This window comes from Pseudomonas sp. AAC, from assembly GCF_000725445.1.
Taxonomy (GTDB): Bacteria; Pseudomonadota; Gammaproteobacteria; order Pseudomonadales; family Pseudomonadaceae; genus Pseudomonas; species Pseudomonas citronellolis.
Genome location: NZ_KL647098.1, coordinates 139,384 through 164,610 on the forward strand (window position 1 = coordinate 139,384; position 25,227 = coordinate 164,610).

A 25,227-nucleotide genomic window follows, 5' to 3' on the forward strand; every position below is an offset into this window, starting at 1 on the left:
CCGTAGGGTTCGGGAAGGTCGCCACTGTAGTCGGCCGGCGCCGTGACTTACAAGTCAGACTTATTTTTAAAATTTGATAAATCGATTTTATTTATTTATCCGAACTTGTTTCCATGCGTTTCACCAAGGGCTCCGGCCCACGGCAACCTCACCGCATCCGCCCTGACCCGTCACCTCCGGAAAGGTACGGCCCGCTCATATAACAACAACAAGTTTTTCCCTGACTGCCGGCACTCCAACAACAACGAGGTCAGATCAGATGAGCAACCCCACCGGCACCGCAGCCCACGCGGGCAAAGGTTCCATGCAGCGCTGGCGCGTGCAGATCTTCGCGATCACCTGGCTCGCGTACGCCGCCTTCTACTTCACCCGCAAGGCCTTCTCCGTGGCCAAGCTCGGCATCGCCGAGGACACGACCTTCGAACTGGACAAGGCCATGATGGCCGACATGGACGCCATCTACCTGGCCGCCTACGCCGTGGGCCAGTTCACCTGGGGCGTCTTCGCCGACCGCTTCGGCCCGCGCATCGTGGTGTTCGGCGGCCTGGCGATCTCCACCCTCGCCGCCCTGGTCATGGGCACCTTCGCCACCGTGCCGATCTTCGCCAGTTGCATGGTCATCCAGGGCCTGGCGCAGTCCACCGGCTGGTCCGGGCTGTGCAAGAACATGGGCAGCTTCTTCGCCGCCCACGAGCGCGGCCGCATCCTCGGCCTGTGGAGCACCTGCTACGCCTTCGGTGGCCTGGTCGCCTCGCCCTTCGCCGGCTGGTGGGCCTACAGCGTGTTCGGCACCTGGCACGCGGCCTTCTATTCCTCCGCCGCGGTGGTCGGCGGCGTCGCCCTGCTGTTCCTGCTGCTGCAGCGCAACCGCCCGCAGGACGTCGGCCTGCCGCCGATCGAGGCGGACGAGCCGCAGGCCGTGCACTACGCCGGCTTCCATGAGCAGGGCAAGAACCCCGGCTTCTGGGAAACCCTCCGCGCCGTGCTGCGCAACCGCACCGTGATGACCCTCGGCCTGGCCTACTTCCTGCTCAAGCCGGCGCGCTACGCCATCCTGCTGTGGGGCCCGGTGATCGTCTACGAACGCATGCCGGCCCTGGGCAAGGTGGGCGCCGCGGTGCTGCCGACCTCCTTCGAGATCGCCGGGCTGCTCGGCCCCATCCTCATCGGCCTGGCCTCGGACAAGCTGTTCGGCGCCCGGCGCATGCCCGCCTGCGTCATCAGCCTGATCGGCCTGACCGCCTGCCTGGCGCTGTTCGTCCCGGCCATGCAGACCGGCAGCGCGATGCTGGTGTTCGCCCTGCTGTTCATGATGGGCCTGACCCTCTACGGCCCGGACTCGATGATCAGCGGCGCCGCCGCCATCGACTTCGGCACCGGCAAGGCCGCGGGCACCGCCGCCGGCTTCGTCAACGGCTGCGGCTCGGTGGGCGCCATCCTCGGCGGCCTGCTGCCCGGCTACTTCGACACCTACAGCGTGTTCATCGGCTTCACCGTCACCGCGCTGATCGCCGCCGCCATCCTGGTGCCGCACTGGAACAGCCTGCCCGAAGGCGCGCGCAAGAGCGCCCCGGCCACGCCGAACCGCCCCCTGAAGGTGCGCCCGGCGCGCTCCTGATTCCCGGGGCACAGGGACGTGCCCACCCCGCCCGATAAACCGCATACCGAACGCCCTACCCTGCGCCCCGATCACGGAGACTCCCCATGCGCCCCTTCTGGCTCGCCCAGGCCCTGCAGCACGACAGCGACAGGGCCGCCCCGCTGCAACAGGACACCCGCGCCGACGTGTGCATCGTCGGCGGCGGCTACACCGGCCTGTGGACCGCCATCCAGCTCAAGGAACAGAACCCGGAGCTGGACGTGGTGATCGTCGAAGCCGACATCTGCGGCGCCGGCGCCAGCGGGCGCAACGGCGGCTGCGCGCTGTCCTGGTCGGCGAAATTCTTTACCCTGGAGCGGCTGTTCGGCCTGGCCGAGGCGATCCGCCTGGTGAAGGCCTCCGAGCGCAGCATCCAGGCCATCGGCGAGTTCTGCGAAAAATACGGGGTGGATGCCGACTACCGCCTGGACGGCACCCTGTACACGGCGACCAATGCCGCCCAGGTCGGCGCCACCGACGGGGTGATCGCCGCGCTGGAGAAGCACGGCATCAACTCCTTCACCCGGCGCCCGCTGGAAGACGTGCGGCGCATGGCCGGCTCGGACAAGCACCTGGAAGGCTGGTTCTCCCCCGCCGCCGCCAGCGTGCAGCCGGGCAAGCTGGTGCGCGGCCTGCGCCGGGTGGCGCTGCAGTTGGGCGTGCGCCTGTACGAGGGCACGCCGATGACCGGCCTGGAGGAAGGCCACCCGGCCCGCGTGCACACGCCCAATGGCCAGGTGGCGGCGGACCGCGTGGTGCTGGCGATCAACGCCTGGATGGCGCGGGCCTTCCCGCAGTTCGAGCGCACGGTGGCCATCGTCTCCAGCGACATGATCATCACCGAGCCGCGCCCGGACCTGCTGCGGCAGATCGGCCTGACCTCGGGAGTGACCGTGCTCGACTCGCGCATCTTCGTGCACTACTACCACAACACCCCGGACGGCCGGCTCATGCTCGGCAAGGGCGGCAACACCTTCGCCTACGGCGGGCGCATGCTGCCGGTGTTCGACCAGCCCTCGCCCTACCTCGGCCTGCTGCGGCGCAGCCTCGGCGAGTTCTTCCCGACCTTCGCCGAGGTGCCCATCGCCGCGAGCTGGAACGGCCCCTCCGACCGCTCGGTGACCGGCCTGCCGTTCTTCGGCCGGCTGGGCGCCGGCGGCAACATCTTCTACGGCTTCGGCTACTCCGGCAGCGGCGTCGGCCCCTGCCACATGGGCGGGCAGCTCCTCGCCTCGCTGGTGCAGGGCCTGGACAACGAGTGGACGCGCTCGCCGCTGGCCCAGGGGCCGCTCGGCCACTTCCCGCCGGAACCGGTGCGCTACCTGGGCTCGCTCATGGTGCGCAACGCCATCCGCCGCAAGGAGCAGGCCGAGGACCACGGCCGCCGTCCGCGGCGCCTGGACGTGCGCCTGGCGAAGTTCGCCGCGGCCGCCGGCAAGGCCGACAAGGCCTGAGCCCCCTCCCCCTTTTCCCTCACAAGCCGGCTGAGGGACGAGCGAGGCGCGCTTGCGGGCCTCGCTCTTTTTTCTCGGCGCCCCGGCTTGTGCCGAGCATGCCCGCCGAACGATAATTATTCTCATCAGAAAATGACTTGCATGGACGTCGCGTGAGCCTTTCCCACCTCGACACCGTGTTCCTCGCCCAACGCACCCCGCTGCTGCGCACCCTGGCGAGAATGGTGAAGAACCCCAGCATCGCCGAAGAACTGGTCCAGGAAACCTACCTGCGCGTGGCCCGCACCCTGCGCGAGCGCCCGGTGGAACACCTGGAGCCGTTCCTCTTCCAGACCGGCCGCAACCTTGCCCTGGACCACCTGCGCCACCTGCGCATGCAATCGCGCACCCTGCTCGACGACGTGCCCCAGGAGGTGCTCCAGGCGGTGCCCTCCAGCCAGAGCTCGGCCGAGGACGGCCTGCACGCCGAGCAGTTGCTGGAGCGCCTGGGCTCGGCCCTGGAACGCCTCACCCCGCGCCAGCAGCGGATCTTCATCCTCAGCCGATTGCACGGCTGCGGCTACGCGGAAATCGCCGAGCAACTGGGGGTGTCGCCCAGCACGGTGCAGAAGGAGCTGAAGCTCATCATGGCCATCTGCATCGGCGTGCTCGGGCGCCTGGAGCCGCCGGCATGACGGGCTACCCATCGGCCCGCGGCTGGCCCACAATGTGCGCCCCCGATTCGAGGAACGCCGCGTGACCGCCCCGGACCCGCACCTGGCCCAAGCGCTGGACTGGCTGATCCAGCTGGAAGACGCCGACGCCGCCACCCGCGCGCGCTTCGACGCCTGGCTGGCTGCGCACCCGGCCAACGCCCGCGCCTTCCGGCACGCCAGTAGCCTGTGGGACTCGCCACTGCTCGGCCTGGCCGCCACCGGCCTGGAGGCCCAGGCGCGGCACCAGGCGCGGCAACGCAAGCGCCGGCGCTGGCGTTCCTTCGCCGCCGCCGCGGGGCTGCTGCTGGCCCTCGGCGTGGCGCTGCAGGGCGACCTGCTGACGCACATCCGCGCCGACCACTACACCGCCGTGGGCCAGCGCCAGAGCCTGCAACTGGCCGACGGCTCGCGCATCCTGCTGAACACCGACACCGCCCTGTCCAGCCACCTCGACGAGCAGCGCCGCAGCGCCCGGCTGTTCCGCGGCGAAGCCTACTTCGACGTGGCCCACGACCGCAGCCGCCCCTTCGAGGTGGAGGCCGGCCCGGTGCAGGTGAGTGTGCGCGGCACCGCCTTCGCCGTGCGCTACCTGGGCAACGAGGCGGAAGTCAGCGTGCAGCACGGCGAGGTGGACCTGCGCAGCGCCGGCGACGACACCCGCGTCAGCCTCGGCGCCGGCGACAGCATCCGCGTCGGCCCCGGCGGCTTCGGCGAGCGCCGCCACAACGGCGAGAGCCAGCGCCTGCTGGCCTGGGTGCAGGGCCGCCTGGTGTTCGAGAACTGCCCGCTGAGCCAGGTGCTGGCCGAACTGCGGCGCTACTACCCGGGCTGGATCGTCAACGCCGACGAGCGCCTGGAAGACGTCAGCATCACCGCCAACTACCGCCTGGACGACCCGCTGGGGGCCATGCGCTCCCTCGCCCAGATCACCTCCTCGCACCTGCGCGAATACCCGCGCCTGCTGATCCTCAACTAAGGCGCGCCCGCCACCGCGGGCGGCGTGTGGCAGCCCTTGCAGGAACGCACCGGGCCGGCCTGCTGGAAGGATTGCAGGCGCTTGAGGTGGCAGCTTTCGCAGAACTGGTGGAAGTCGTGCTCGATGGTCACGGCCAGCTGCGGCGACTCCTTGTGGCAGAGCACGCAGGTGCGGCTGCCGCTGGGCGAGGCCGAGGTGGAGCGGTCGACGAAGTCGTGGTGGCAGGTGACGCAGTTGATGCTGCCGTGGTTGGTGTGGTCGAAGTTCATCGGCAGCAGCGGGTGCTGGCGCACCAGTTGGTCGTGGCCGTGCCGCGCGCCGAGGACGAAGGCCGCCAGCAGCGGGATGGCCAACAGCAGGTACCAGCGCTTCATAGCAGCGGCAGGTCCACGCTGCCGAGCAGCGCATAGAGCCCGGCCAACGCCAGGCCGGCGCAGAGCACGCCCAGGCTCAGGCGGCTGGCCAGGTAGGCGCTGTGCCGCCGGCGCCCGCCCTCGGCATAGTGCGGCGTGGGCCGCGGCAGCAGCGGCCAGACCAGCGCGGCGACGCTGAGCGCGCCCCAGAGCACGGCCTTCCAGGTGGCGCCGCTGTAGTAGCCGGCGCCGATCATGTGCACGCCGGCCAGCGCGACTATGGCCGCGCTCCACCCATAATGCCAGCGGCGAAAGTCCGCATGTCTGGGCCAGATGCGCCGGCGCACGGCGGTCAGGCTCAGCGGCAGGATCAGCAGCAGGAGCAGCGTCGCGCCATCGGCGGCGAGCATGTGCCAGGGCGCGCCGGGCAGCAGTTCGTCGAGCACCAGCGGCTCGTCCACCAGCAGCACCGCCACGTGGACGACCAGCAGCACGGCGGCGACGAACGACAGGTCGCGGTGCAGCACCATGAAGAACTTGCCGTCGTGCCGCGGCCGGGCCATGGGCTTGCCGGTGTAGGCGAACAGCAGCAGGAACAGCGCCCCGGCGACGAAGCCGGCGACGTTGGCGAAGTCCCAGGCCGGGTGCACGCCGGGCATGGCGTCGAGCAGGAAGATGGCGGCGAACGGCAGCAGGCAGGCCAGCGCCACGCGCAGGGTCAGGGCGAACATGCGATCAGCCTCCTCTGCCGCCATCCGGAAAAGCGGCGTAGCGTGCCGCCGCGCGGCACGCTACGCAAGGCGCCCTCAGTGGGCGATGCACACCGACTTGATCTCGGTGTAGGCCTCGACCACCGCACGGCCGAACTCGCGGCCCATGCCGGACTGCTTGACGCCGCCGAAGGGCATGCTCGGGTCCAGCAGCACGTGGGCGTTGACCCACACGGTGCCGGACTCGATGCGCGGCACCAGGTTCATCGCGCGGGTCAGGTCGTTGGTCCACAGGCTGGCGCCCAGGCCGTACTCGCTGTCGTTGGCCATCTCGATGGCCTGGTCCTCTTCCTTGAAGGAAAGCACCGCCAGCACCGGGCCGAAGACTTCATTGTGGGCCACGGCCATGTCCTGGGTGACGTCGGCCAGCACGGTCGGGCGCACGAAGAAGCCGTCGCAGTCCATCGGCTCGCCGCCGCAGACCACCCGGGCGCCTTCGCGGCGGGCGGTCTCGATGTGCTTGAGCACCGAGACCTGCTGCTTGCGCGACACCAGCGGGGTGATCTGCGCAGTGTCGTCCATGCCCTGGCCGATGCTCATGCCGGCGACCACCGCGCCGAGCTTCTCGACGAACTCGGCGTAGCGCGACTCGTGCACATAGAAGCGCGAGGCCGCGGCGCAGACCTGGCCGCTGTTGAGCAGGCCGCCCAGCAGCGCGCCCTGCACGGCCTTGTCGATGTCGGCGTCGGCCAGGATGATCATCGGGTTCTTGCCGCCCAGTTCCAGGGCGAAGCGCGTCATGTTCTGCATGGCGGCGATGCCGACGCTGCGGCCCACCGCGGTGGAGCCGGTGAAGGACACCTTGCTGATCAGCTTGTGCGAAGCCAGGCCGCCGCCGATGCGCGCGCCGTCGCCGGTGACCAGGTTGAACACCCCGGCCGGCACGCCCGCCTCGAAGGCCAGCTCGGCCAGGCGCAGGGCGGTCAGCGGGGTTTCCGAAGCGGGCTTGATGACCACGGTGTTGCCGGTGGCCAGGGCCGGCATCAGCTTCCACACGGCGATCATCAGCGGGAAGTTCCAGGGCACGATGCCGGCGACTACGCCCACCGGCTCGCGGCGGGTGAAGGCGGTGAATTTGGTGCCCGGCGGCAGCGGGATGGACACGTCCAGGGACTGGCCCTCGATCTTGGTCGCCCAGCCGGCCATGTAGCGCATGAATTCGACGGTGGCGCCGACGTCGAGCATGCGCGTCAGGTTGATCGATTTGCCCTGGCTGAGGGTTTCCAGCTGGGCCAGTTCCTCGGCGTGCTGCTCCACCAGGTTGGCGAAGCGCAGCAGGATGCGCTCGCGGTCGGCCGGGCGCAGGTCGGACCAGACGCGCGACTTGAAGGCGGCGTGGGCGGATTTCACGGCGCGGTCGAGCATCTCGGTATCGATGTCGGCGATCTGCGCGATGGTTTCGCCGCTGGCCGGGTTGAGCACGTCGCTGGTGGGGCCGTCGTAGGCCACCCAGGCGCCGTCGATGAAGCAGCCGTGGCGGCGCTGGAGGAACTCGGCGACCTGCGGCAGGGTTGCGGTGATGCTCATGGTGACTCCTGTTCTTGCGGCCCGCGGGCCAGGCAGGGAACCGCTCGCCGGGAGCGGCCGGGAAAGGTCAGTGCTGCTGGCTCAGCCACAGGCTCAGGGCCTTGCGCTCGTCGGCGTCGGCCAGGCCCTGGTAGGGCATGTAGGTGCCCGGCACGGCGGCCTGGGGCTGGGTGACGAAGGCTTCGAGGCTCTCGCGGCTCCAGGCCGCGCCCCTGTCCTTCATCGCCTGGGAATAGCTGAAACCGGCCAGGGAGCCGGCGTTGCGGCCGATCACCCCATGCAGGTTCGGCCCCATGATGTTGGCACCGCCGGCATTGGCGGTATGGCAAACGGAGCAGTCGCGCTCGAAAACGGCCTGGCCCTTGGCGGCCAGGTCATCGGCCAGGGCCAGCCCGGACTGGGCACCGGCCACGGCCAGCAGCAGGCCGCAGAGGCCGGTCTTGATTCGGGTTTTCACGGTGAAAAGCATGCAGAGGCACTCTCGATCGATTCTTGTCGGCCGGGCACAAGGCAGGTGCCGGTCGAGGACGATTGTCGCCAGGGGCGCGAGTGCGGGTGTTTTTCTGTGTGCCAGTCGTGTTGGTGGGGGTGCCAGAAGAGCCGCTGGAGGCTGGAAGCTGGAAGCTGGAAGCTGGAAGCAAGAGCGGTAGGGGCAACCGCCGGCTGCGTCGAGGGGCTTTTCGTAGGATGGGTTGAGCCTGCGAAACCCATGCTGCCGGGGTGATGGGTATCGCTTCGCTCAACCCATCCTACGGAGCTGGGAAGCTATGGTGCCCGGCCCAAGAGCCCCCTCTCCCTAACCCTCTCCCTGAAGGGAGAGGGGACCGTTGGGCAGGGTCGGATGTTCTGGAGTTAGCCGGTTAGCGCAGGGATTGCCATCTGGGGCCAGGCCCCCTCTCGACACAGACAGCCCCCTCTCCCGCTTGCGGGAGAGGGTTGGGGAGAGGGGCTCTGGGCGCTCTTGCTTCCAGCTTCCAGCTTCCAGCCTCCAGCGGCTCTTACATCAATGCACATACCGCTTCCGATACTCCCCCGGCGAAACCCCGAAGCGCGACTTGAACGCCGTGGAGAAGTAGCTGGAATCCGAGACCCCCCAGGCATACCCCAGCGCCGACAGCTTCTGCTCGCCCGCCGCGTTGCGCAGGGATTCGGCGCAGAAGTCCAGGCGGCGGTTCTTGATGTACTGCGCCACCACCAGGCCCTTCTTGGCGAACATGCGGTACAGGCCGCGCACCGACACGCCCACTTCGCGGGCGATCAGTTCCGGGCAGAGTTCCTCCGCGCCGATGTGCTCGTCGATGAAGGCCAGCGCCTTGCGGAACAGCCTTTCATGGCTGTCGCCCTCGGCTTCCGCGCCGGCCAGCGCCGGGCGCAGCAGGCTGACCAGGGCGTCGAGGGTGGCCTCGCTCTCCTGCATGCCCAGGCCGTTCTGGCGGGTGGTTTCGAGGATCAGGGTGTTGGCCAGCACCGCCACCGGCGAGCTGGCCGGGATGCGCCGCGCACAGTCGATGCCGGAGAAACGCAGGCCGCGCTCCAGCACCTGGCGCGGGAGGATCAGCGACAGCTGCCGCGAGTCCTCCTCGTAGGTCATGTCGCAGGGGCGGTTGGCGTCCACCAGGGTGATGTCGCCGCGGGCCAGCTGCACGCGGTTGCCGTCCTGCTCCAGGCGCGAGCGCCCTTCGAGCTGGAAAACCGCGTAGAAGTGGCCGTTGCCGCTGGCGCTCACCTCCTTGCTGGTGCGGTACAGGTGCACCTGGGACATGTCGACCACGCTGAGCTTGATGGCACCGCCCTGGTACTCCCGCAGCTTCCCGTGGAAGGACGGCCCCAGGGTGCGCGCGTCGAAACGCCCGCACGCCTGGTTCACCTGGCACAACCACGCTTCGAAAGCCTCATCCCTGGAAATCGATGAAGGGTTCATGACCTAAAGCCTCATGCACGCATTGTTTTTATCAGCGGACGCTCAGGCAGGCGCCCGTCATGGCCCGGCCGTCCGGCCGGTGGTCCCGCAGCGCCGCCTCGGTCCGGCGCTTGTGAAGCATGTTTCGAGCCAGCCTGGCTCAGTTCAACCCTCCGAAGCGCCGGTAGAAGCTCTCGCCGGCATCCGGCAAGGGGCCGTCGGCGGTCTCCAGGGCGCTGTTCAGCCACACCTCGGCCCTGGCGTACACCAGGCGGTAGAGGTTGCGGCACAGCTGCCGCGCCGCGCGCCCTTCCCAGTCGCCGGGGAGCAGTTCGTCCGGCAGTTGCGGGTCGCGCAGTAGCAATTTGCGATATTCGTGGATCAGCAGGGTGCGCGCCAGGAAACAGTCCTGGGCATCCGGCTCGCCCTGCTCGCGCAGCGCCTGCCACAACGGGCGGAATAGACGGATGAATTCGCTGTAGTGCTGGCCCAGCTCGTCGATCTTCCAGCTCTCGCGCACCTGCAGGCGCATGGCCTTGGAGGCGAGCACTTCCTGGGCGTGGGTCTCGAAGACGATGCTGTCGTCCAGCGCGTCCAGGTCCAGCAGGGTCGCGGTGAGGTCGGCGCGGTCGCAGCGCGGGCAGGCCAGCACGCTCGGGGCGATGGCGCCGAAGCCCTGCCATTCCAGCTCCTCGCGCACCTGCTTGCGCTTGTCCGCCGCCAGCTGCGACAGCAGCACCAGCGTCCAGGCGCCGTCCCAGGCCGGCAGGCCGGGGCTGTAGACGCGCTTGAAGGCCTTCTCGAAACGCCGCCGGCCGGTGCCGGTGAGGCTGTAGTAGCTGCGCCGGCCGACCTTCTCGGCGGTCAGCCAGCCTTCCTTGGTCAGGCGGAAGATCGAGGTGCGGATCAGCCGCTCATTGATCCCCATGGGCTCCAGCAGGCCGATCAGGCTGCCCAGCCAGACGGTGCCGCCGTGGGGTTCGATGGCGTCGCCATAGAGGGTGATGATCAGCGAACTGGCGCGGATCGGCGTCTGTTCCTGGAAGCGGGCGATCAGTTGGTTCAGCGGGGCGAGACTGCTCATGGCTCGGTCGGGCGCGGATAAAGCGCCGACTATACCTGCCCGCCGGGCCGCCTGGCCATTGGAGCGAACCCCAATGAGGCTCATGCGCCCCGCCCCTTCGGGCGGAACCCGGAATCGCCCAGGCGCGGGCGGTCTACCTCCGCCGCGGCCAGCGGCTGGCATTCCACCAGGCTGGCCAGGCAGCGCTTGCTCAGTTGCTGGTATTCGGCGGTGCCGCGCTGCTTCCAGGCGATCTCCTGCTCGCTCAGCTCGCGCTTGACCGTGGCCGGCGAGCCCATCACCAGGCTCTGCGGCGGGCATTCGAAGCCGGCCTTGACGAAGGCGGTGGCGGCAACGATGCAGCGCTCGCCGATGTGCGCCTTGTCCATCACCACCGCGTTCATCCCCACCAGGGCGTCGGCGCCGATGCGGCAGCCGTGCAGCACCGCGCCATGGCCGATGTGGCCGTTGCGCTCGACCACCGTGTCGCTGTCCGGGAAGCCGTGCATGACGCAGGTGTCCTGCAGGTTGGCGCCCTCCTCCAGGATGATCCGCCCGAAGTCGCCGCGCAGCGCCGCCAGCGGCCCCACGTAGCAGCCGGGGCCGACGATGACGTCGCCGATCAGCACCGCCGTGGGGTGGACATAGGCGGTCGGATCGACCACCGGGGTCAGACCTTCGAGGCTGTAGCAGGGCATCTCAGGCCTCCTCTTCGGGCAGATCGAGGTGGCGCTGCACCCTGAACGGGCATCCAGCTTCGGCGAAGGGTTCCAGCGCGCAGGCGACGGACGGCATCGGGGTGGCTCCTTGTGCACGGCGGCGCCAGGGGCGCCGGCAAGGCGGGACGGGAAAGCGACCCGTCGTGATTCGTTGTTTGGAAAATCTTGTATCACAACAAATCTGATCGTCAATGCGCCCGATGCTGTATCGCTTTCCCGAGCGACCACCGGCGCGCCTGCCAAGCCGCAAATCCTATAGCTCTCAGCCCTTGCCCAACGGGCTTCGCAGCCCCTTGCGGAAGCCCGAACCTGGCAGCTCGCTCGACATACGAGACACATAAATCAATTTTGTTATTGCTATTTTGTATCACTTAAGGCATATACTGGATGCCAGCCAGGGCCCGTCCGCACCCACAGAGGCGCGACGGGCCCACATAACAATTCCAATGAGCCGGCCCCAGGCCGTGCGTGCAGCCTGAGGAGCTTTACATGCCTCGTACCCTCGCCGTGCAGGCGCCCGAGGACGGCGTCCGCCTGATCACCCTGCAGCGTCCCGAGGCGCTCAACGCCCTGAACACCGAACTGCTGGGCGAACTGGCCGCGGAACTGGACGCCGCCGAGCGCGACGCCGAGACCCGCGTGGTGGTCATCACCGGCAGCCGCAAGGCCTTCGCCGCCGGCGCCGACATCAAGGAGATGGCCGAGCGCGACCTGGTCGGCATCCTCAACGACCCGCGCGTGGCCCACTGGCAGCGCATCACCGCCTTCGCCAAGCCGCTGATCGCCGCGGTCAACGGCTTCGCCCTGGGCGGCGGCTGCGAACTGGCGATGCACGCCGACATCCTCATCGCCGGCGAGGACGCCCGCTTCGGCCAGCCGGAAATCAACCTCGGCATCATCCCCGGCGCCGGCGGCACCCAGCGCCTGCTGCGCGCGGTGGGCAAGTCCCTGGCCATGCAGATGGTCCTCACCGGCGAAGCCATAGACGCCCGCCACGCCCTGCGCGCCGGCCTGGTCAGCGAAGTCACCCAACCCGAATTCACCGTCGAGCGCGCCCTGCAGGTCGCCCGCGTCATCGCGCGCAAGGCGCCGCTGGCCGTGCGCATGGCCAAGGAAGCGCTGCTCAAGGCCCAGGACACGGACCTTGCCAGCGGCCTGCGCTTCGAGCGCCACGCCTTCACCCTGCTGGCCGGCACCGCCGACCGCGAGGAAGGCATCCGCGCCTTCCAGGAAAAGCGCCCGGCGCGCTTCCTCGGCCGCTGAAGCCTCTTCCTTTCTATATACCGATTGATGGAGCGAGCCCGCCCATGACCTTCGAGCACATCCTGTTTTCCATCGAGGACGGCGTCGCCCTCCTCAGCCTGAACCGCCCGGAGCAGCTGAACAGCTTCAACGCCAGGATGCACGGCGAGGTGCGCGAAGCGCTCAAGCAGGTGCGCCAGAGCGAAGAGGCCCGCGTGCTGCTGCTGACCGGCGAAGGCCGCGGCTTCTGCGCAGGCCAGGACCTGTCCGACCGCAACGTCGCCCCGGGCGCCGAGATGCCCGACCTGGGCGAGTCCATCGAGAAGTTCTACAACCCGCTGATCCGCACCCTGCGCGACCTGCCGCTGCCGGTCATCTGCGCGGTCAACGGCGTGGCCGCCGGCGCCGGGGCGAACATCCCGCTGGCCTGCGACCTGGTCCTGGCGGCGCGCTCGGCCAGCTTCATCCAGGCCTTCTGCAAGATCGGCCTGATCCCCGATTCCGGCGGCACCTGGACGCTGCCGCGGCTGGTCGGCCTGGCCCGCGCCAAGGCCCTGGCCCTGCTGGGCAATCGCCTGTCCGCCGAACAGGCCGAGCAATGGGGCCTGATCTACCAGGTGGTGGACGACGCCAACCTGCGCGAGGAAGCCCTGAAGCTGGCGCGCCACCTGGCCACCCAGCCGACCTACGGCCTGGCGCTGATCAAGCGCAGCCTCAACGCCAGCCTGAACAACAGCTTCGACGAGCAGCTGGAGCTGGAGCGCGACCTGCAGCGCCTGGCCGGGCGCAGCGAGGACTACCGCGAAGGCGTCGGCGCCTTCATGGAAAAACGCACCCCCAGCTTCAAGGGCCGCTGACATGCAAGCACTGGATATCAATGCCCAGGTCGCGGTGATCGGCGCCGGCGCCATGGGCGCCGGCATCGCCCAGGTGGCGGCCCAGGCCGGCCACCCGGTGAAGCTCTACGACAACCGTCCGGGCGCCGCCGCCCAGGCCATCGACGGCATAGACCGCCAGCTCGGCCGCCTGGTCGAGAAAGGCAAGCTCGACGCCGAGCAGCGCAGCGCCATAGTCGCGCGCCTGCAACCAGTGGAAGCCATCGAGGCCCTGGCCGATGCGCGCCTGGTAGTCGAGGCCATCGTCGAGAACCTGGAGGTCAAGCGCGGCCTGCTGAACCAGCTGGAAGCGCTGTGCGCCGCCGACTGCATCCTCGCCAGCAACACCTCCTCGCTGTCCATCACCAGCCTCGCCGCCGGCCTCAAGCACCCCGAGCGGGTGATCGGCATGCACTTCTTCAACCCGGCGCCGCTGATGGCCCTGGTGGAAATCGTCTCGGGCCTTGCGACCTGCCCGGAACTGGCCAAGGCCCTGCACGCCACCGCGAAGCACTGGGGCAAGCAGCCGGTGCATACCCGCTCCACCCCCGGCTTCATCGTCAACCGCGTGGCCCGCCCGTTCTACGCCGAAAGCCTGCGCCTGCTGCAGGAAGGCGCCGCCGACTGCGCCAGCCTCGACGCCCTGCTGCGCGATGCCGGCGGCTTCCGCATGGGCGCCTTCGAGCTGACCGACCTGATCGGCCACGACGTCAACTACGCGGTGACCTGCTCGGTGTTCGCCGCCTACTACGGCGACTTCCGCTTCCAGCCCTCGCTGATCCAGAAGGAGCTGGTGGATGCCGGCCGCCTGGGCCGCAAGAGCGGCCACGGCTTCTACGACTATGCCGAAGGCGCCGAGCGCCCGCAGGCGGCGGAACTGGACAGCGCCGCCGAAGTGGCCAACTGCGTGGTCGAAGGCGACCTGGGCGTGGCCCAGCCGCTGGTGCAGCGCCTGAAGGATGCCGGCGTGCAAGTCATCGAGCGCGCCGGCGGCGGCCTGCTGCGCGTCGGCGACGCGGTGCTGGCGCTCTCCGACGGCCGCCTGGCCAGCCAGCGCGGCAAGGACGACGGCCTGCGCAACCTGGTGCTGTTCGACCTGGCGCTGGACTACGCCAAGGCCTCGCGCATCGCCATCGGCTGGTCCGCCGACACCAGCGCCGAAGCCCGCGACCAGGCCGTGGCCCTGCTGCGCCGCGCCGGCCTGAAGGTCACCGCCCTGGCCGACCTGCCCGGCCTGGCCGTGCTGCGCACCGTGGCCATGCTCGCCAACGAAGCGGCAGACGCCGTGCTGCAAGGCGTGGGCTCAGCCACCGACATCGACCTGGCCATGCGCGCCGGCGTCAACTACCCGCGCGGCCCGCTGGCCTGGGCCGAAGCCATCGGCGTCGGCTACGTGCTGCGCACTCTGGACAACCTGCAACGCAGCTACGGCGAGGAACGCTACCGCCCGTCCCTGCTGCTGCGCCGCAAACACGCCGAAGGAAGCCGCCTGCATGACTGAACGCACCCCCGAACAACTGGCCCGCGCCTGCGCCGACGCCATGTTCAGCCGCGACCTGGCCACCCAGCGCCTGGGCATCGCCCTGCTCGACGCCGGCCCCGGCAGCGCGCAACTGCGCATGCCGGTGCGCGAGGACATGATCCAGGGCCACGGCACCTGCCACGGCGGCTTCCTCTTCGCCCTGGCCGACTCGGCCTTCGCCTTCGCCTGCAACAGCTATGACGAGGCCACCGTGGCCATCGGCTGCAGCATCGACTACGTGGCCCCGGCGCGCCTGGGCGACGAACTGACCGCCACGGCCAGCGAGCAGAGCCGCAGCGGCCGCACCGGCAACTACGACGTACGCATCGAAAACCAGCACGGACAGCTGATCGCCCTGTTCCACGGCAAATCCTACAAAGTGCGCGGCACCGTGCTGACGCAGGAGACCCCCGAATGACCAACGCCACCCTCAGCGACGCCCTGATCATCGACGCCGTGCGCACGCCCATCGGCCGCTACGCCGGCGCCCTCAGCGGCGTGCGCGCCGACGACCTCGCCGCCATCCCGCTCAAGGCCCTGGTGCAGCGCCACCCGCAGCTGGACTGGAGCGCCATCGACGACGTCATCCTCGGCTGCGCCAACCAGGCCGGCGAGGACAACCGCAACGTCGCGCACATGGCCTCGCTGCTGGCCGGCCTGCCCCAGGAAGTGCCGGGCACCACCATCAACCGCCTGTGCGGCTCGGGCCTGGACGCCATCGGCAACGCCGCCCGCGCCCTGCGCTGCGGCGAGGCCGGGCTGATGCTCGCCGGCGGCGTCGAATCCATGTCCCGCGCGCCCTTCGTGATGGGCAAGTCCGAGCAGGCCTTCGGTCGCACGGCGGAGATCTTCGACACCACCATCGGCTGGCGCTTCGTCAACAAGCTGATGAAGGCGCAGTTCGGCATCGACTCCATGCCGGAAACCGCGGAGAACGTCGCCGAACAGTTCGACATCTCCCGGGCCGACCAGGATGCCTTCGCCCTGCGCAGCCAGCACAAGGCGGCCGCCGCCCAGGCCCGCGGCCGCCTGGCGAAGGAAATCGTCCCGGTGGAAATTCCCCAGCGCAAAGGCCCGGCCAAGGTGGTCGAGCATGACGAGCACCCACGCGGCGACACCACCCTGGAACAGCTGGCCAGGCTCGGCACGCCGTTCCGCGAGGGCGGCAGCGTCACCGCCGGCAACGCCTCGGGGGTCAACGACGGCGCCTGCGCGCTGCTGCTGGCCAGCCCGCAAGCGGCCCAACGCCACGGCCTGAAGGCCCGCGGCCGGGTGGTCGGCATGGCGGTGGCCGGCGTCGAGCCGCGGATCATGGGCATCGGCCCGGTGCCGGCGACGCGCAAGGTGCTGGAGCTGACCGGCCTGAGCCTCAACGACATGGACGTGATCGAACTCAACGAAGCCTTCGCCGCCCAGGGCCTGGCCGTGCTGCGCGAACTGGGCCTGGCCGACGACGACGCGCGCGTCAACCCCAACGGCGGCGCCATCGCCCTGGGCCACCCGCTGGGCATGAGCGGCGCGCGCCTGGTCACCACCGCGCTGCACGAGCTGGAAGAGCGCGGCGGCCGCTACGCCCTGTGCACCATGTGCATCGGCGTCGGCCAGGGCATCGCCATGGTCATCGAGCGCCTGCCGCAGTAATTCTGGCAGAGACGCCAAAGACCCTGGCCAGAAGCGCAAAGACCGGATTCCGCGGGGGGCGTATCCTCCCCCCATGACACTCGCAGCCCGCACGCGGGCTGGCGTACAAGAACAAATCGAGTGAACCCATGAATATGTACCATGATGCCGAACGTGCCCTGCTCGACCCGCTGGAGACCGCCAGCGTCGACGAACTGCGCCAGCACCAGCTGGACCGTCTGCGCTGGAGCCTGAAGCACGCCTACGACAACGTCCCGCTGTACCGCCAGCGCTTCGCCGAAGCCGGCGTGCACCCCGACGACCTGAAATCCCTCGACGACCTGGCGAAGTTCCCCTTCACCGGCAAGAACGACCTGCGCGACAACTACCCCTACGGCATGTTCGCCGTGCCGCAGCGCGAGATCGTGCGCCTGCACGCCTCCAGCGGCACCACCGGCAAGCCCACCGTGGTCGGCTACACGCAGAACGACATCGACACCTGGGCCAACGTGGTGGCGCGCTCGATCCGCGCCGCCGGCGGGCGCAAGGGCGACAAGGTCCACGTGTCCTACGGCTACGGCCTGTTCACCGGCGGCCTGGGCGCCCACTACGGCGCCGAGCGCCTGGGTTGCACGGTGATCCCGATGTCCGGCGGCCAGACCGAGAAACAGGTCCAGCTGATCCGCGACTTCCAGCCGGACATCATCATGGTCACCCCGTCCTACATGCTCAACCTGGCCGACGAGATCGAGCGCCAGGGCGTCGACCCGCACAGCCTCAAGCTGCGCCTGGGCATCTTCGGCGCCGAGCCGTGGACCGCCGAACTGCGCCGCGCCGTGGAAGAGCGCCTGGGCATCACCGCCCTGGACATCTACGGGCTGTCCGAGATCATGGGCCCGGGCGTGGCCATGGAATGCGCCGAGACCAAGGACGGCCCGACCGTCTGGGAAGACCACTTCTACCCGGAGATCATCGACCCGGCCACCGGCCGCGTGCTGCCCGACGGCGAATACGGCGAGCTGGTGTTCACCTCGCTGTCCAAGGAAGCGCTGCCGATGATCCGCTACCGCACCCGCGACCTGACCCGCCTGCTGCCGGGCACCGCGCGGCCGATGCGGCGCATCGACAAGATCACCGGGCGCAGCGACGACATGCTGATCATCCGCGGGGTGAACGTGTTCCCCACGCAGATCGAGGAGCAGGTGCTGAAAGTGAAACAGCTGGCCGAAGTCTACGAAATCCACCTGTATCGCAACGGCAACATGGACAGCATGGACGTGCACGTCGAGCTCAAGCACGAACTGCAGCACCTGGACGCCGAGCAGCAGAAGCAGGTGGCCAACGAGCTGAGCAAGCAGGTCAAGACGCACATCGGCATCAGCGCGCGCATCCTGATCCAGCCCTTCCACAGCCTCAAGCGCTCGGAAGGCAAGGCCTGCCACGTGTTCGACAAGCGCAACCAGGGCTGATCGCCCCGCGCCACGAAAACCCCGCCGAGGCGGGGTTTTTTCGTTTGCGTGCGGTGCCCCTGCCGGCGATTGCGCCGTGATGCTTTTCGTAGGATGGGTTGAGCGAAGCGATACCCATCACCATGGCCCGATGGGTATCGCAAGCTCAACCCATCCTACGGGGCTAGGCGTCCCCCTCGCTCCTACGAAAAGCCCTCTCCCGGCAACATCCCGACACGAACTTCGCCCGCACCACCCTCCCCGCCCCACGCTCGCTGAGCGACAATCAATTACGATACGCAATTACAAACAAACAATAAACTTACGTATCGAACAAACCGCCTCGACAACCTCACAACAACAGAGAGCGCGCCATGACCCTGCCCCTGGAACGCCTCCGGGAACACCCGGACTTCCTCCTTCTCGTCCGCCGCAAGCAACGCCTCACCTGGTCCCTCACCGCCACCCTGCTGCTGGCCTACTACGGCTTCGTCCTGCTGGTGGCCTTCGCCCCCGGCCTGCTGGGCCGCCCGCTCGCCGGCGGGGTGACCAGCGTCGGCATGCTCGCCGGCGTCGGCCTGATCCTGCTCTCGGTGCTGCTCACCGGCCTCTACGTGCACCAGACCAACAAGGTGCTGGACCCGCTGAACGACCGGCTCAAGCAGGAGGCCCAGGCATGAAGGCCCTGTTCCTGCTCGCCGGTCTGGCGCTGTCCGAGCCGGCCCTGGCCGCCGGCGCCGAACGCCCGCTGAACTGGCACGCCATCGGCCTGTTCCTGGCCTTCGTCCTGTCCACCCTGGCCATCACCCGCTGGGCCGCCCTGCGCACCCGCTCGGCGGCGGACTTCTACACCGCCGGCGGCGGCCTCACCGGCATGCAGAACGGCCTGGCGATCGCTGGCGACATGATCTCCGCGGCGTCCTTCCTGGGCATCTCGGCGATGATGTTCGCCAGCGGCTACGACGGCCTGCTCTACGCCCTGGGCGTGCTCGCCGGCTGGCCGATCATCCTGTTCCTGATCGCCGAGCGCCTGCGCAACCTGGGCAAGTACACCTTCGCCGACGTGGTCTCCTACCGCCTGGAGCAGGCGCCGATCCGCATCACCGCGGCCTTCGGCACGCTGATCGTGGCGCTGCTGTACCTGGTGGCGCAGATGGTCGGCGCCGGCAAGCTGATCGAACTGCTGTTCGGCCTGAGCTACCTGCAGGCGGTGCTGGTGGTGGGCGCGCTGATGGTCTGCTACGTGACCTTCGGCGGCATGCTGGCCACCACCTGGGTACAGATCATCAAGGCCGTGCTGCTGCTCTCGGGCACCAGCTTCATGGCCTTCATGGTGCTGCGCCACTTCGGCTTCAGCAGCGAGGCGATGTTCGCCGCGGCCAGCGAAGTGCACGCCAAGGGTGTGGCGATCATGGCCCCCGGCGGCCTGTTGGCGAACCCGGTGGACGCCATCTCCCTGGCCCTGGGCATGATGTTCGGCACCGCCGGCCTGCCGCACATCCTGATGCGCTTCTTCACCGTCAGCGACGCCCGCGAGGCGCGCAAGAGCGTGTTCTACGCCACCGGCTTCATCGGCTACTTCTACCTGCTGCTGATCGCCGTGGGCTTCGGTGCCATCGTCATGGTCGGCGACGACCCGGCCTTCCGCACCGCCGAGGGCGCGCTGATCGGCGGCGGCAACATGGTCGCCGTACACCTGGCCCAGGCGGTGGGCGGCAACCTGTTCCTCGGCTTCATCTGCGCGGTGACCTTCGCCACCATCCTCGCGGTGGTGGCGGGCCTGGCGCTGTCGGCGGCCTCGGCAGTGTCCCACGACCTCTACGCCTGCGTGCTGCGCAAGGGCCAGGCCAGCGAGGCCGAGGAAATGCGCGTGTCGCGCCTGGCCACCCTGGGCATCGGCGTGCTGGCGGTGATCCTCGGCGTGCTCTTCGAGTCGCAGAACATCGCCTTCCTCTCCGGCCTGGTGCTGGCCATCGCCGCCTCGGTGAACTTCCCGGTGCTGTTCCTCTCGATGTTCTGGCGCGGCCTGACCACCCGCGGCGCGGTGGCCGGCAGCCTGGCCGGGCTGCTGACCGCCATCGCCCTGCTGGTGCTCGGCCCGCCGGTGTGGGTGGCGGTGCTGGGCAACGCCGAAGCGGTGTTCCCCTACAGCAACCCGGCGCTGTTCTCCATGAGCGCGGCCTTCCTGGCGGCCTGGGCGTTCTCGGTGAGCGACCGTTCGGCAAGGGCGGAAGCGGAGCGTGGGCGGTACCTGGGGCAGTTCATCCGGTCGATGACGGGGATTGGGGCGGCTGTGGCCAGTCGGCATTGAGAGGTAAGGCTTGGCTTCATCGTCAAGCGGACCTCCGCTCCCTCTCCCCAGCCCTCTCCCTGAAGGGAGAGGGAGCCGTCCTCTACCTGCTGAAACATCCGAGCACTCCTGCGGCCTTTGGCTATTGAGTGATAAGGCTTGGCTTCATCGTCAAGCGGACCTCCGCTCCCTCTCCCTAACCCTCTCCCTGAAGGGAGAGGGGACCGTTGGGCAGGGTTTGGTGTTATGGCGTTAGCCGGCTAGCGCAGTGGCTGCCGGCGGAAACCATCACCTTTCTCGGCACGGACAAGCCCCCTCTCCCTTCAGGGCGGGGCGCGCAGCCGAGGGCTGGGGAGAGGGAACCCAACTCACCCCCAACACCAAAAACATCCAGCCCACTCCCCGACCGCCCATCACCTTCCGCCTCACCCCTGTCGATCCTCCCCCACCCTGAACGACTAGCAATCGACCCCACGGGAGACCCACCTCCCCCCTCAAACAGCAAAGGGAGCCCCACCATGAACTACATCGACGGCTTCATCGTCCCCGTCCCCACCGCCAACCGCGAGGCCTACACCGAGCTGGCCCGCAAGGCGGCGGTGGTCTTCAAGGAGTACGGCGCGCTCAGCGTGGTCGAGTGCTGGGGCGACGACGTCCCCGAAGGCAAGGTGACCTCCTTCCCCATGGCCGTGAAACGCAAGGACGACGAGGCCGTGGTGTTCTCCTGGATCACCTGGCCGTCCCGCGAGGTACGCGACGCCGGGATGAAGAAGGTTATGGAGGACCCACGCCTGAAGGACAACTTCCAGTCCATGCCCTTCGACGGCCAGCGCATGATCTTCGGCGGCTTCCAGGTGATCGTCGACGCCTGAACCGATACCGGCGCCCGCCCCGGCGGGCGCCATCGGAGACACACATTCCAACCTGAACCGAATTTTACGTATCGCTTCAACCCCTCCACTCGTCACTCCGGTATCGCGCCGAAGCCGCGACCATCCGCCTGATCCGCACCCTCCTCTATCATCACGTTCACCGCCAGATAGCTGCAAATTCCAGCAACCAGTCACCACAAGCCTCCCACTGGCGCCCAACGCCCCACCCGCGCCTACCCCCAAAGCGATACAAAAAACACATACGACACACTATTTAGTGTTAGACATTGCTTTCTGTATCATTTAAAAATAACGCCATGGCCAAGGCCTCCCCCACAACAGAACAAAGGCTGGAGACACAGCATGTACGCACAACTGGTCGAGACTGGCGTCAAACGCGTCAAGTCGCTCGAGGACATGTCCCCCGAGGAGCGTGCCTTCCAGGAGAAGATCGACGCCGAGATCAAGATCGAGGCGAAGAACTGGATGCCCGACGCCTACCGCCAGACCCTGATCCGGCAGATTTCCCAGCACGCCCACTCGGAAATCGTCGGCATGCTGCCGGAGGGCAACTGGGTCACCCGCGCGCCGACGCTCAAGCGCAAGCTGCAGCTGATGGCGAAGATCCAGGACGAAGCCGGCCACGGCCTGTACCTGTACAGCGCCATGGAAACCCTCGGCGCCGACCGCGACGAGGAAGTCGCCAAGCTGCACTCCGGCCGCGCCAAGTACTCCAGCATCTTCAACTACCCGACGCTGAACTGGGCCGACATGGGCGCGGTGGGCTGGCTGGTGGACGGCGCCGCCATCGTCAACCAGGTGGTACTGCAGCGCACCTCCTACGGCCCCTACTCCCGCGCGATGATCCGCATCTGCAAGGAAGAGAGCTTCCACCAGCGCCAGGGCTACGAAATCCTCCTGACCATGATGCGCCACGGCACCCAGGCGCAGAAGGACATGGTCCAGGACGCCATCAACCGCCTCTGGTGGCCGGCGCTGATGATGTTCGGCCCCAGCGACGAGCACTCGCCCAACAGCGCCCAGTCCATGGCCTGGAAGATCAAGCGGCAGAGCAACGACGAACTGCGCCAGCGCTTCGTCGACCAGACCGTGCCGCAGCTGGAACTGCTCGGCTGCACCGCCCCCGACCCGCACCTGAAGTGGAACGAGGAACGCGGCCACTACGACTTCGGCGAAATCCAGTGGGAAGAGTTCTACGAAGTGCTCAAGGGCAACGGCCCGTGCAACGCCGAGCGCATCGCCACCCGCCGCAACGCCATCGAGAGCGGCGCCTGGGTCCGCGAAGCCGCGGTCGCCCATGCCCGTAAAAAACAACAACGCAAACGCGACGCCGCCTGAGCCGCGAGGAGAACACCATGAGCGAATGGACCCTTTTCGAAGTCTTCGTGCGCAGCAAGCACGGCCTGAACCACAAGCATGTCGGCAGCGTGCATGCCGCCGACGCCGCGATGGCCATCGAGAACGCCCGCGAGCTGTACACCCGCCGCAACGAAGGCGTGAGCCTCTGGGTGGTGCCCTCGGCGCTGATCACCGCCTCCTCGCCCGACGAGAAGGACCCGCTGTTCGACCCGGCGCAGGACAAGGTCTACCGCCACGCCAGCTTCTACGAGCTGCCGCCCGAAGTCGGCCACATGTGAGATCGCGTGCATGAACCCGCATAACGACAAGATCGAATACCTGCTGCGCCTCGCCGACAGCGCCCTGGTCCAGGGCCAGCGCCTGTGCGAATGGTGCGGCCGCGCCCCGGCCCTGGAAGAAGAGCTGGCGCTGATGAACGTCGGCCTCGACCTGGTCGGCCAGGCGCGCAACTGGTACGAGTACGCCGCTGAACTGCTGGACGACGGCCGCGACGCCGACCACCTGGCCTTCCGCCGCGACGAGCGCGCCTTCCGCAACCTGCTGCTGGTCGAGCAGCCCAACGGCGACTTCGCCGTGACCATGACCAAGCAGTTCCTCTACGACGCCTGGCACTTCCACGTGCTGCGCCAACTCAGCGGCTCCAGCGACGCGCGCATCGCCGCCATCGCCGCCAAGGGCCTGAAGGAAGTCACCTACCACCTGCGCCGCTCCGGCGAGTGGGTCGAGCGCCTGGGCGACGGCACCGAGGAAAGCCATGCGCGCATGCTCGCGGCGATTCCGCAGGTGTGGCGCTTCACCGTCGAGATGACCAACGCGGATGAGGTGGAACAGCGCCTGTTCGCCGAGGGCGTGGCGCCCAACCCGGAAGAGCTGGCCGCCGCCTGGCGCGCCAAGGTCGCCGACATCTTCGCCAGCGCCACCCTGCCGCTGCCCCAGCCCGCGGTGAACTTCTACCTCAGCGGCCGCCGCGGCCTGCACACCGAACACCTGGGCATCCTCCTGGCCGAGATGCAGTTCCTCCAGCGGGCCTACCCCGATGCGACCTGGTGAGCTGATCGCCAGCGACCGCGGCGCGCGCGCAGGCTCCGCCGACGACCTCAGCCGCGCCTGGCACGTGCTGGGCCAGGTGATGGACCCGGAGGTGCCGGTGGTCAGCGTGGTCGACCTGGGCATCGTCCGCGGCCTGGACTGGCACGGCGGGCACCTGCACGTGGTGGTCACCCCCACCTACTCCGGCTGCCCGGCCACCGAGGTCATCGAGCAGGACATCCAGCAGGCCCTGGAACACGCCGGCTTCGCCGCGCCGCAACTGGAACGGCGCCTGGACCCGGCCTGGACCACCGACTGGATCAGCGACGCCGGGCGCCAGGCGCTGCGCGAATACGGCATCGCCCCGCCGGCCGGCAGCACCAGCAAGCGCAGCCTGCTCGGCGAGACCCCGGAAGTGCGCTGCCCGCAGTGCGGCAGCCTGCACACCGAGCAGCTCAGCCAGTTCGGCTCCACGGCCTGCAAGGCGCTGTACCGCTGCCTCGATTGCCGCGAACCGTTCGACTATTTCAAGTGCATCTAGGGAGGACGAAGACAAACTGCTGCGCTCGGCCATGCGTCGTTGGAAACGCCTTCGGAATGCTCATTCACACACGTGAACTGCGCTTCCAAAGCCGCTTCCGCCTAGCCTGACCGTCGCTCGCGACGTTTGTATTCGCCCTCCATGCGGCAAAGCCGCCGGAGAAGAACAATGAGCAAATTCCACAGCCTGAAGATCCGCGAAGTGCGCCCGGAGACCCGCGACGCCGTGTCCATCGCCTTCGACGTCCCCCAGGACCTGCAGGACAGCTTCCGCTTCGAGCAGGGCCAGCACCTGGTGGTGCGCGCCCAGCTGGACGGCGAGGAAGTGCGCCGCTCCTACTCCATCTGCAGCGGCGTCAACGACGGCGAGCTGCGCGTGGCGATCAAGCGCGTGCCCGGCGGGCGCTTCTCGGCCTACGCCAACGAGGCGCTGAAGGCCGGCGCCAGCCTGGAAGTGATGCCGCCTGCCGGCCACTTCAACGTGCAACTGGATGCCGCGCGCCACGGCAACTACCTGGCGGTGGCCGCCGGCAGCGGCATCACACCGATCCTGTCGATCGTCAAGACCACCCTGGAAAGCGAGCCGCACAGCCGCGTCACCGTGCTCTACGGCAACCGCTCCAGCAACGCCGCGATGTTCCGCGAGCAGCTGGAAGACCTGAAGAACCGCTACCTGCAGCGCCTCAACCTGATCTTCGTGTTCAGCCGCGAGCAGCAGGACGTGGACCTGTACAACGGCCGCATCGACGCCGACAAGTGCGGCCAGTTGTTCAGCCGCTGGCTGGACGTGAAAAGCCTCGACGCCGCGTTCATCTGCGGCCCGCAGGCGATGACCGAGACCGTGCGCGACCAGCTCAAGGCCAACGGCATGCCGGCCGAGCGCATCCACTTCGAACTGTTCGCCGCCGCCGGCAGCGAGAGCAGGCGCGAAGCCCGCCAGGCCGCCGCCGCGAGCGGCAGCGGCAAGAGCCAGGTCACGGTGATCAGCGACGGCCGCGAACTGTCCTTCGAACTGGCGCGCAACAGCGTCAGCGTGCTCGACGCCGGCAACGCCCAGGGCGCCGAGCTGCCCTACTCCTGCAAGGCCGGCGTGTGCTCGACCTGCAAGTGCAAGGTGATCGAAGGCGAAGTGGAAATGGACAGCAACTTCGCCCTGGAAGACTACGAAGTGGCCGCCGGCTACGTGCTCAGCTGCCAGGCCTTCCCGCTGAGCGACAAGGTGGTCCTCGACTTCGACCAGCTCTGACTGCTCTTCGTAGGCCACGATGATGGGTATCGCTTCGCTCAACCCATCCTACGCGGTCTCCATGTAG

At 68.4% G+C, this 25,227-nt stretch carries 25 protein-coding genes; 18 read left to right on the forward strand and 7 right to left on the reverse strand.

All coding sequences use genetic code 11. From position 1 onward, the window contains the following. Window positions 1-259 precede the first annotated feature (259 nt). The 4 genes from FG99_RS18245 to FG99_RS18260 all read left to right on the forward strand — a co-directional run bounded on the left by FG99_RS18245 (window position 260) and on the right by FG99_RS18260 (window position 4,764). Window positions 260-1,618: an MFS transporter gene (locus FG99_RS18245; RefSeq protein ID WP_043271736.1), complete on the forward strand. Its 1,359-nt coding sequence runs from the start codon at window positions 260-262 to the stop codon at window positions 1,616-1,618. A gap of 86 nt (window positions 1,619-1,704) precedes the next feature. Beyond that, on the forward strand, window positions 1,705-3,093 hold the full coding sequence (locus tag FG99_RS18250) for an FAD-dependent oxidoreductase (RefSeq protein WP_043271737.1): 1,389 nt from the start codon (window positions 1,705-1,707) through the stop codon (window positions 3,091-3,093). 152 nt (window positions 3,094-3,245) lie between these two features. Further along, window positions 3,246-3,767, forward strand: coding sequence for an RNA polymerase sigma factor (locus tag FG99_RS18255; protein ID WP_043271738.1), 522 nt, complete (start codon window positions 3,246-3,248; stop codon window positions 3,765-3,767). 61 nt (window positions 3,768-3,828) lie between these two features. After that, window positions 3,829-4,764 (forward strand): FecR family protein, encoded by a 936-nt coding sequence (locus tag FG99_RS18260; protein WP_081884668.1) that lies wholly within the window; start codon window positions 3,829-3,831, stop codon window positions 4,762-4,764. Here FG99_RS18260 and FG99_RS18265 read toward each other — a convergent pair. The 7 genes from FG99_RS18265 to paaY form a co-directional block, all read right to left on the reverse strand. Further along, window positions 4,761-5,138 (reverse strand): cytochrome c3 family protein, encoded by a 378-nt coding sequence (locus FG99_RS18265; RefSeq protein ID WP_043271739.1) that lies wholly within the window; start codon window positions 5,136-5,138, stop codon window positions 4,761-4,763. The two genes, FG99_RS18260 and FG99_RS18265, sit on opposite strands and share 4 nt — an antisense overlap. Further along, the gene (locus FG99_RS18270) at window positions 5,135-5,848 is read right to left on the reverse strand and encodes a hypothetical protein (protein WP_043271740.1); all 714 of its coding nucleotides are present in this window, start codon (window positions 5,846-5,848) and stop codon (window positions 5,135-5,137) included. Before FG99_RS18270 ends, FG99_RS18265 begins: the two co-directional genes overlap by 4 nt. Before the next feature lie 75 nt (window positions 5,849-5,923). Further along, entirely contained in the window at window positions 5,924-7,414 is a 1,491-nt protein-coding gene (locus tag FG99_RS18275) for an aldehyde dehydrogenase family protein (RefSeq protein WP_043271741.1), read from the reverse strand. Between the two features lie 67 nt (window positions 7,415-7,481). Beyond that, complete coding sequence (locus FG99_RS18280; protein WP_051879045.1) at window positions 7,482-7,883, reverse strand: c-type cytochrome; 402 nt, start codon at window positions 7,881-7,883, stop codon at window positions 7,482-7,484. A gap of 534 nt (window positions 7,884-8,417) precedes the next feature. After that, entirely contained in the window at window positions 8,418-9,335 is a 918-nt protein-coding gene (gene feaR, locus FG99_RS18285; RefSeq protein WP_043271742.1) for a transcriptional regulator FeaR, read from the reverse strand. A 139-nt stretch (window positions 9,336-9,474) separates the two neighbouring features. After that, window positions 9,475-10,398: a phenylacetic acid degradation operon negative regulatory protein PaaX gene (gene paaX, locus FG99_RS18290; protein WP_024128733.1), complete on the reverse strand. Its 924-nt coding sequence runs from the start codon at window positions 10,396-10,398 to the stop codon at window positions 9,475-9,477. 80 nt (window positions 10,399-10,478) lie between these two features. Next, window positions 10,479-11,075, reverse strand: a complete 597-nt coding sequence (gene paaY / locus FG99_RS18295; protein WP_043271743.1) for a phenylacetic acid degradation protein PaaY — start codon at window positions 11,073-11,075, stop codon at window positions 10,479-10,481. 510 nt (window positions 11,076-11,585) lie between these two features. Between paaY and paaF the strand changes: the two genes are divergently transcribed. The 14 genes from paaF to paaE all read left to right on the forward strand — a co-directional run bounded on the left by paaF (window position 11,586) and on the right by paaE (window position 25,160). Next, entirely contained in the window at window positions 11,586-12,359 is a 774-nt protein-coding gene (gene paaF / locus FG99_RS18300) for a 2,3-dehydroadipyl-CoA hydratase PaaF (RefSeq protein ID WP_043271744.1), read from the forward strand. Between the two features lie 44 nt (window positions 12,360-12,403). Then, a complete protein-coding gene (gene paaG, locus FG99_RS18305; RefSeq protein WP_009622460.1) occupies window positions 12,404-13,195 on the forward strand; it encodes a 2-(1,2-epoxy-1,2-dihydrophenyl)acetyl-CoA isomerase PaaG in 792 nt (263 codons plus the stop codon). Window position 13,196: 1 nt separating this feature from the next. Beyond that, window positions 13,197-14,714, forward strand: a complete 1,518-nt coding sequence (gene paaH / locus FG99_RS18310) for a 3-hydroxyacyl-CoA dehydrogenase PaaH (RefSeq protein WP_043271745.1) — start codon at window positions 13,197-13,199, stop codon at window positions 14,712-14,714. Further along, entirely contained in the window at window positions 14,707-15,153 is a 447-nt protein-coding gene (gene paaI, locus FG99_RS18315) for a hydroxyphenylacetyl-CoA thioesterase PaaI (RefSeq protein WP_043271746.1), read from the forward strand. The genes paaH and paaI overlap by 8 nt, the downstream gene beginning before the upstream one ends. Continuing rightward, a complete protein-coding gene (pcaF, locus tag FG99_RS18320; RefSeq protein WP_043271747.1) occupies window positions 15,150-16,376 on the forward strand; it encodes a 3-oxoadipyl-CoA thiolase in 1,227 nt (408 codons plus the stop codon). Before paaI ends, pcaF begins: the two co-directional genes overlap by 4 nt. Window positions 16,377-16,504: 128 nt before the next feature. Beyond that, window positions 16,505-17,824, forward strand: a complete 1,320-nt coding sequence (gene paaK / locus FG99_RS18325) for a phenylacetate--CoA ligase PaaK (protein WP_043271748.1) — start codon at window positions 16,505-16,507, stop codon at window positions 17,822-17,824. Between the two features lie 353 nt (window positions 17,825-18,177). After that, window positions 18,178-18,483 carry a DUF485 domain-containing protein gene (locus FG99_RS18330; RefSeq protein WP_043271749.1) on the forward strand — a complete coding sequence of 102 codons (306 nt, stop codon included), beginning with the start codon at window positions 18,178-18,180 and terminating at the stop codon, window positions 18,481-18,483. Beyond that, a complete protein-coding gene (locus tag FG99_RS18335; RefSeq protein WP_043271750.1) occupies window positions 18,480-20,114 on the forward strand; it encodes a cation acetate symporter in 1,635 nt (544 codons plus the stop codon). Before FG99_RS18330 ends, FG99_RS18335 begins: the two co-directional genes overlap by 4 nt. Window positions 20,115-20,611: 497 nt before the next feature. After that, entirely contained in the window at window positions 20,612-20,965 is a 354-nt protein-coding gene (locus tag FG99_RS18340; protein ID WP_043271751.1) for a DUF1428 domain-containing protein, read from the forward strand. 363 nt (window positions 20,966-21,328) lie between these two features. Further along, window positions 21,329-22,324: a 1,2-phenylacetyl-CoA epoxidase subunit PaaA gene (paaA, locus tag FG99_RS18345; RefSeq protein WP_043271752.1), complete on the forward strand. Its 996-nt coding sequence runs from the start codon at window positions 21,329-21,331 to the stop codon at window positions 22,322-22,324. A gap of 17 nt (window positions 22,325-22,341) precedes the next feature. After that, window positions 22,342-22,623 carry a 1,2-phenylacetyl-CoA epoxidase subunit PaaB gene (gene paaB, locus FG99_RS18350; RefSeq protein ID WP_024764426.1) on the forward strand — a complete coding sequence of 94 codons (282 nt, stop codon included), beginning with the start codon at window positions 22,342-22,344 and terminating at the stop codon, window positions 22,621-22,623. A 10-nt stretch (window positions 22,624-22,633) separates the two neighbouring features. After that, entirely contained in the window at window positions 22,634-23,395 is a 762-nt protein-coding gene (gene paaC / locus FG99_RS18355) for a 1,2-phenylacetyl-CoA epoxidase subunit PaaC (protein WP_043271753.1), read from the forward strand. Beyond that, on the forward strand, window positions 23,382-23,915 hold the full coding sequence (gene paaD / locus FG99_RS18360; protein ID WP_043271754.1) for a 1,2-phenylacetyl-CoA epoxidase subunit PaaD: 534 nt from the start codon (window positions 23,382-23,384) through the stop codon (window positions 23,913-23,915). Before paaC ends, paaD begins: the two co-directional genes overlap by 14 nt. A 168-nt stretch (window positions 23,916-24,083) precedes the next feature. Further along, window positions 24,084-25,160, forward strand: a complete 1,077-nt coding sequence (gene paaE / locus FG99_RS18365) for a 1,2-phenylacetyl-CoA epoxidase subunit PaaE (protein WP_043271755.1) — start codon at window positions 24,084-24,086, stop codon at window positions 25,158-25,160. The last annotated feature ends 67 nt before the right edge of the window (window positions 25,161-25,227 follow it).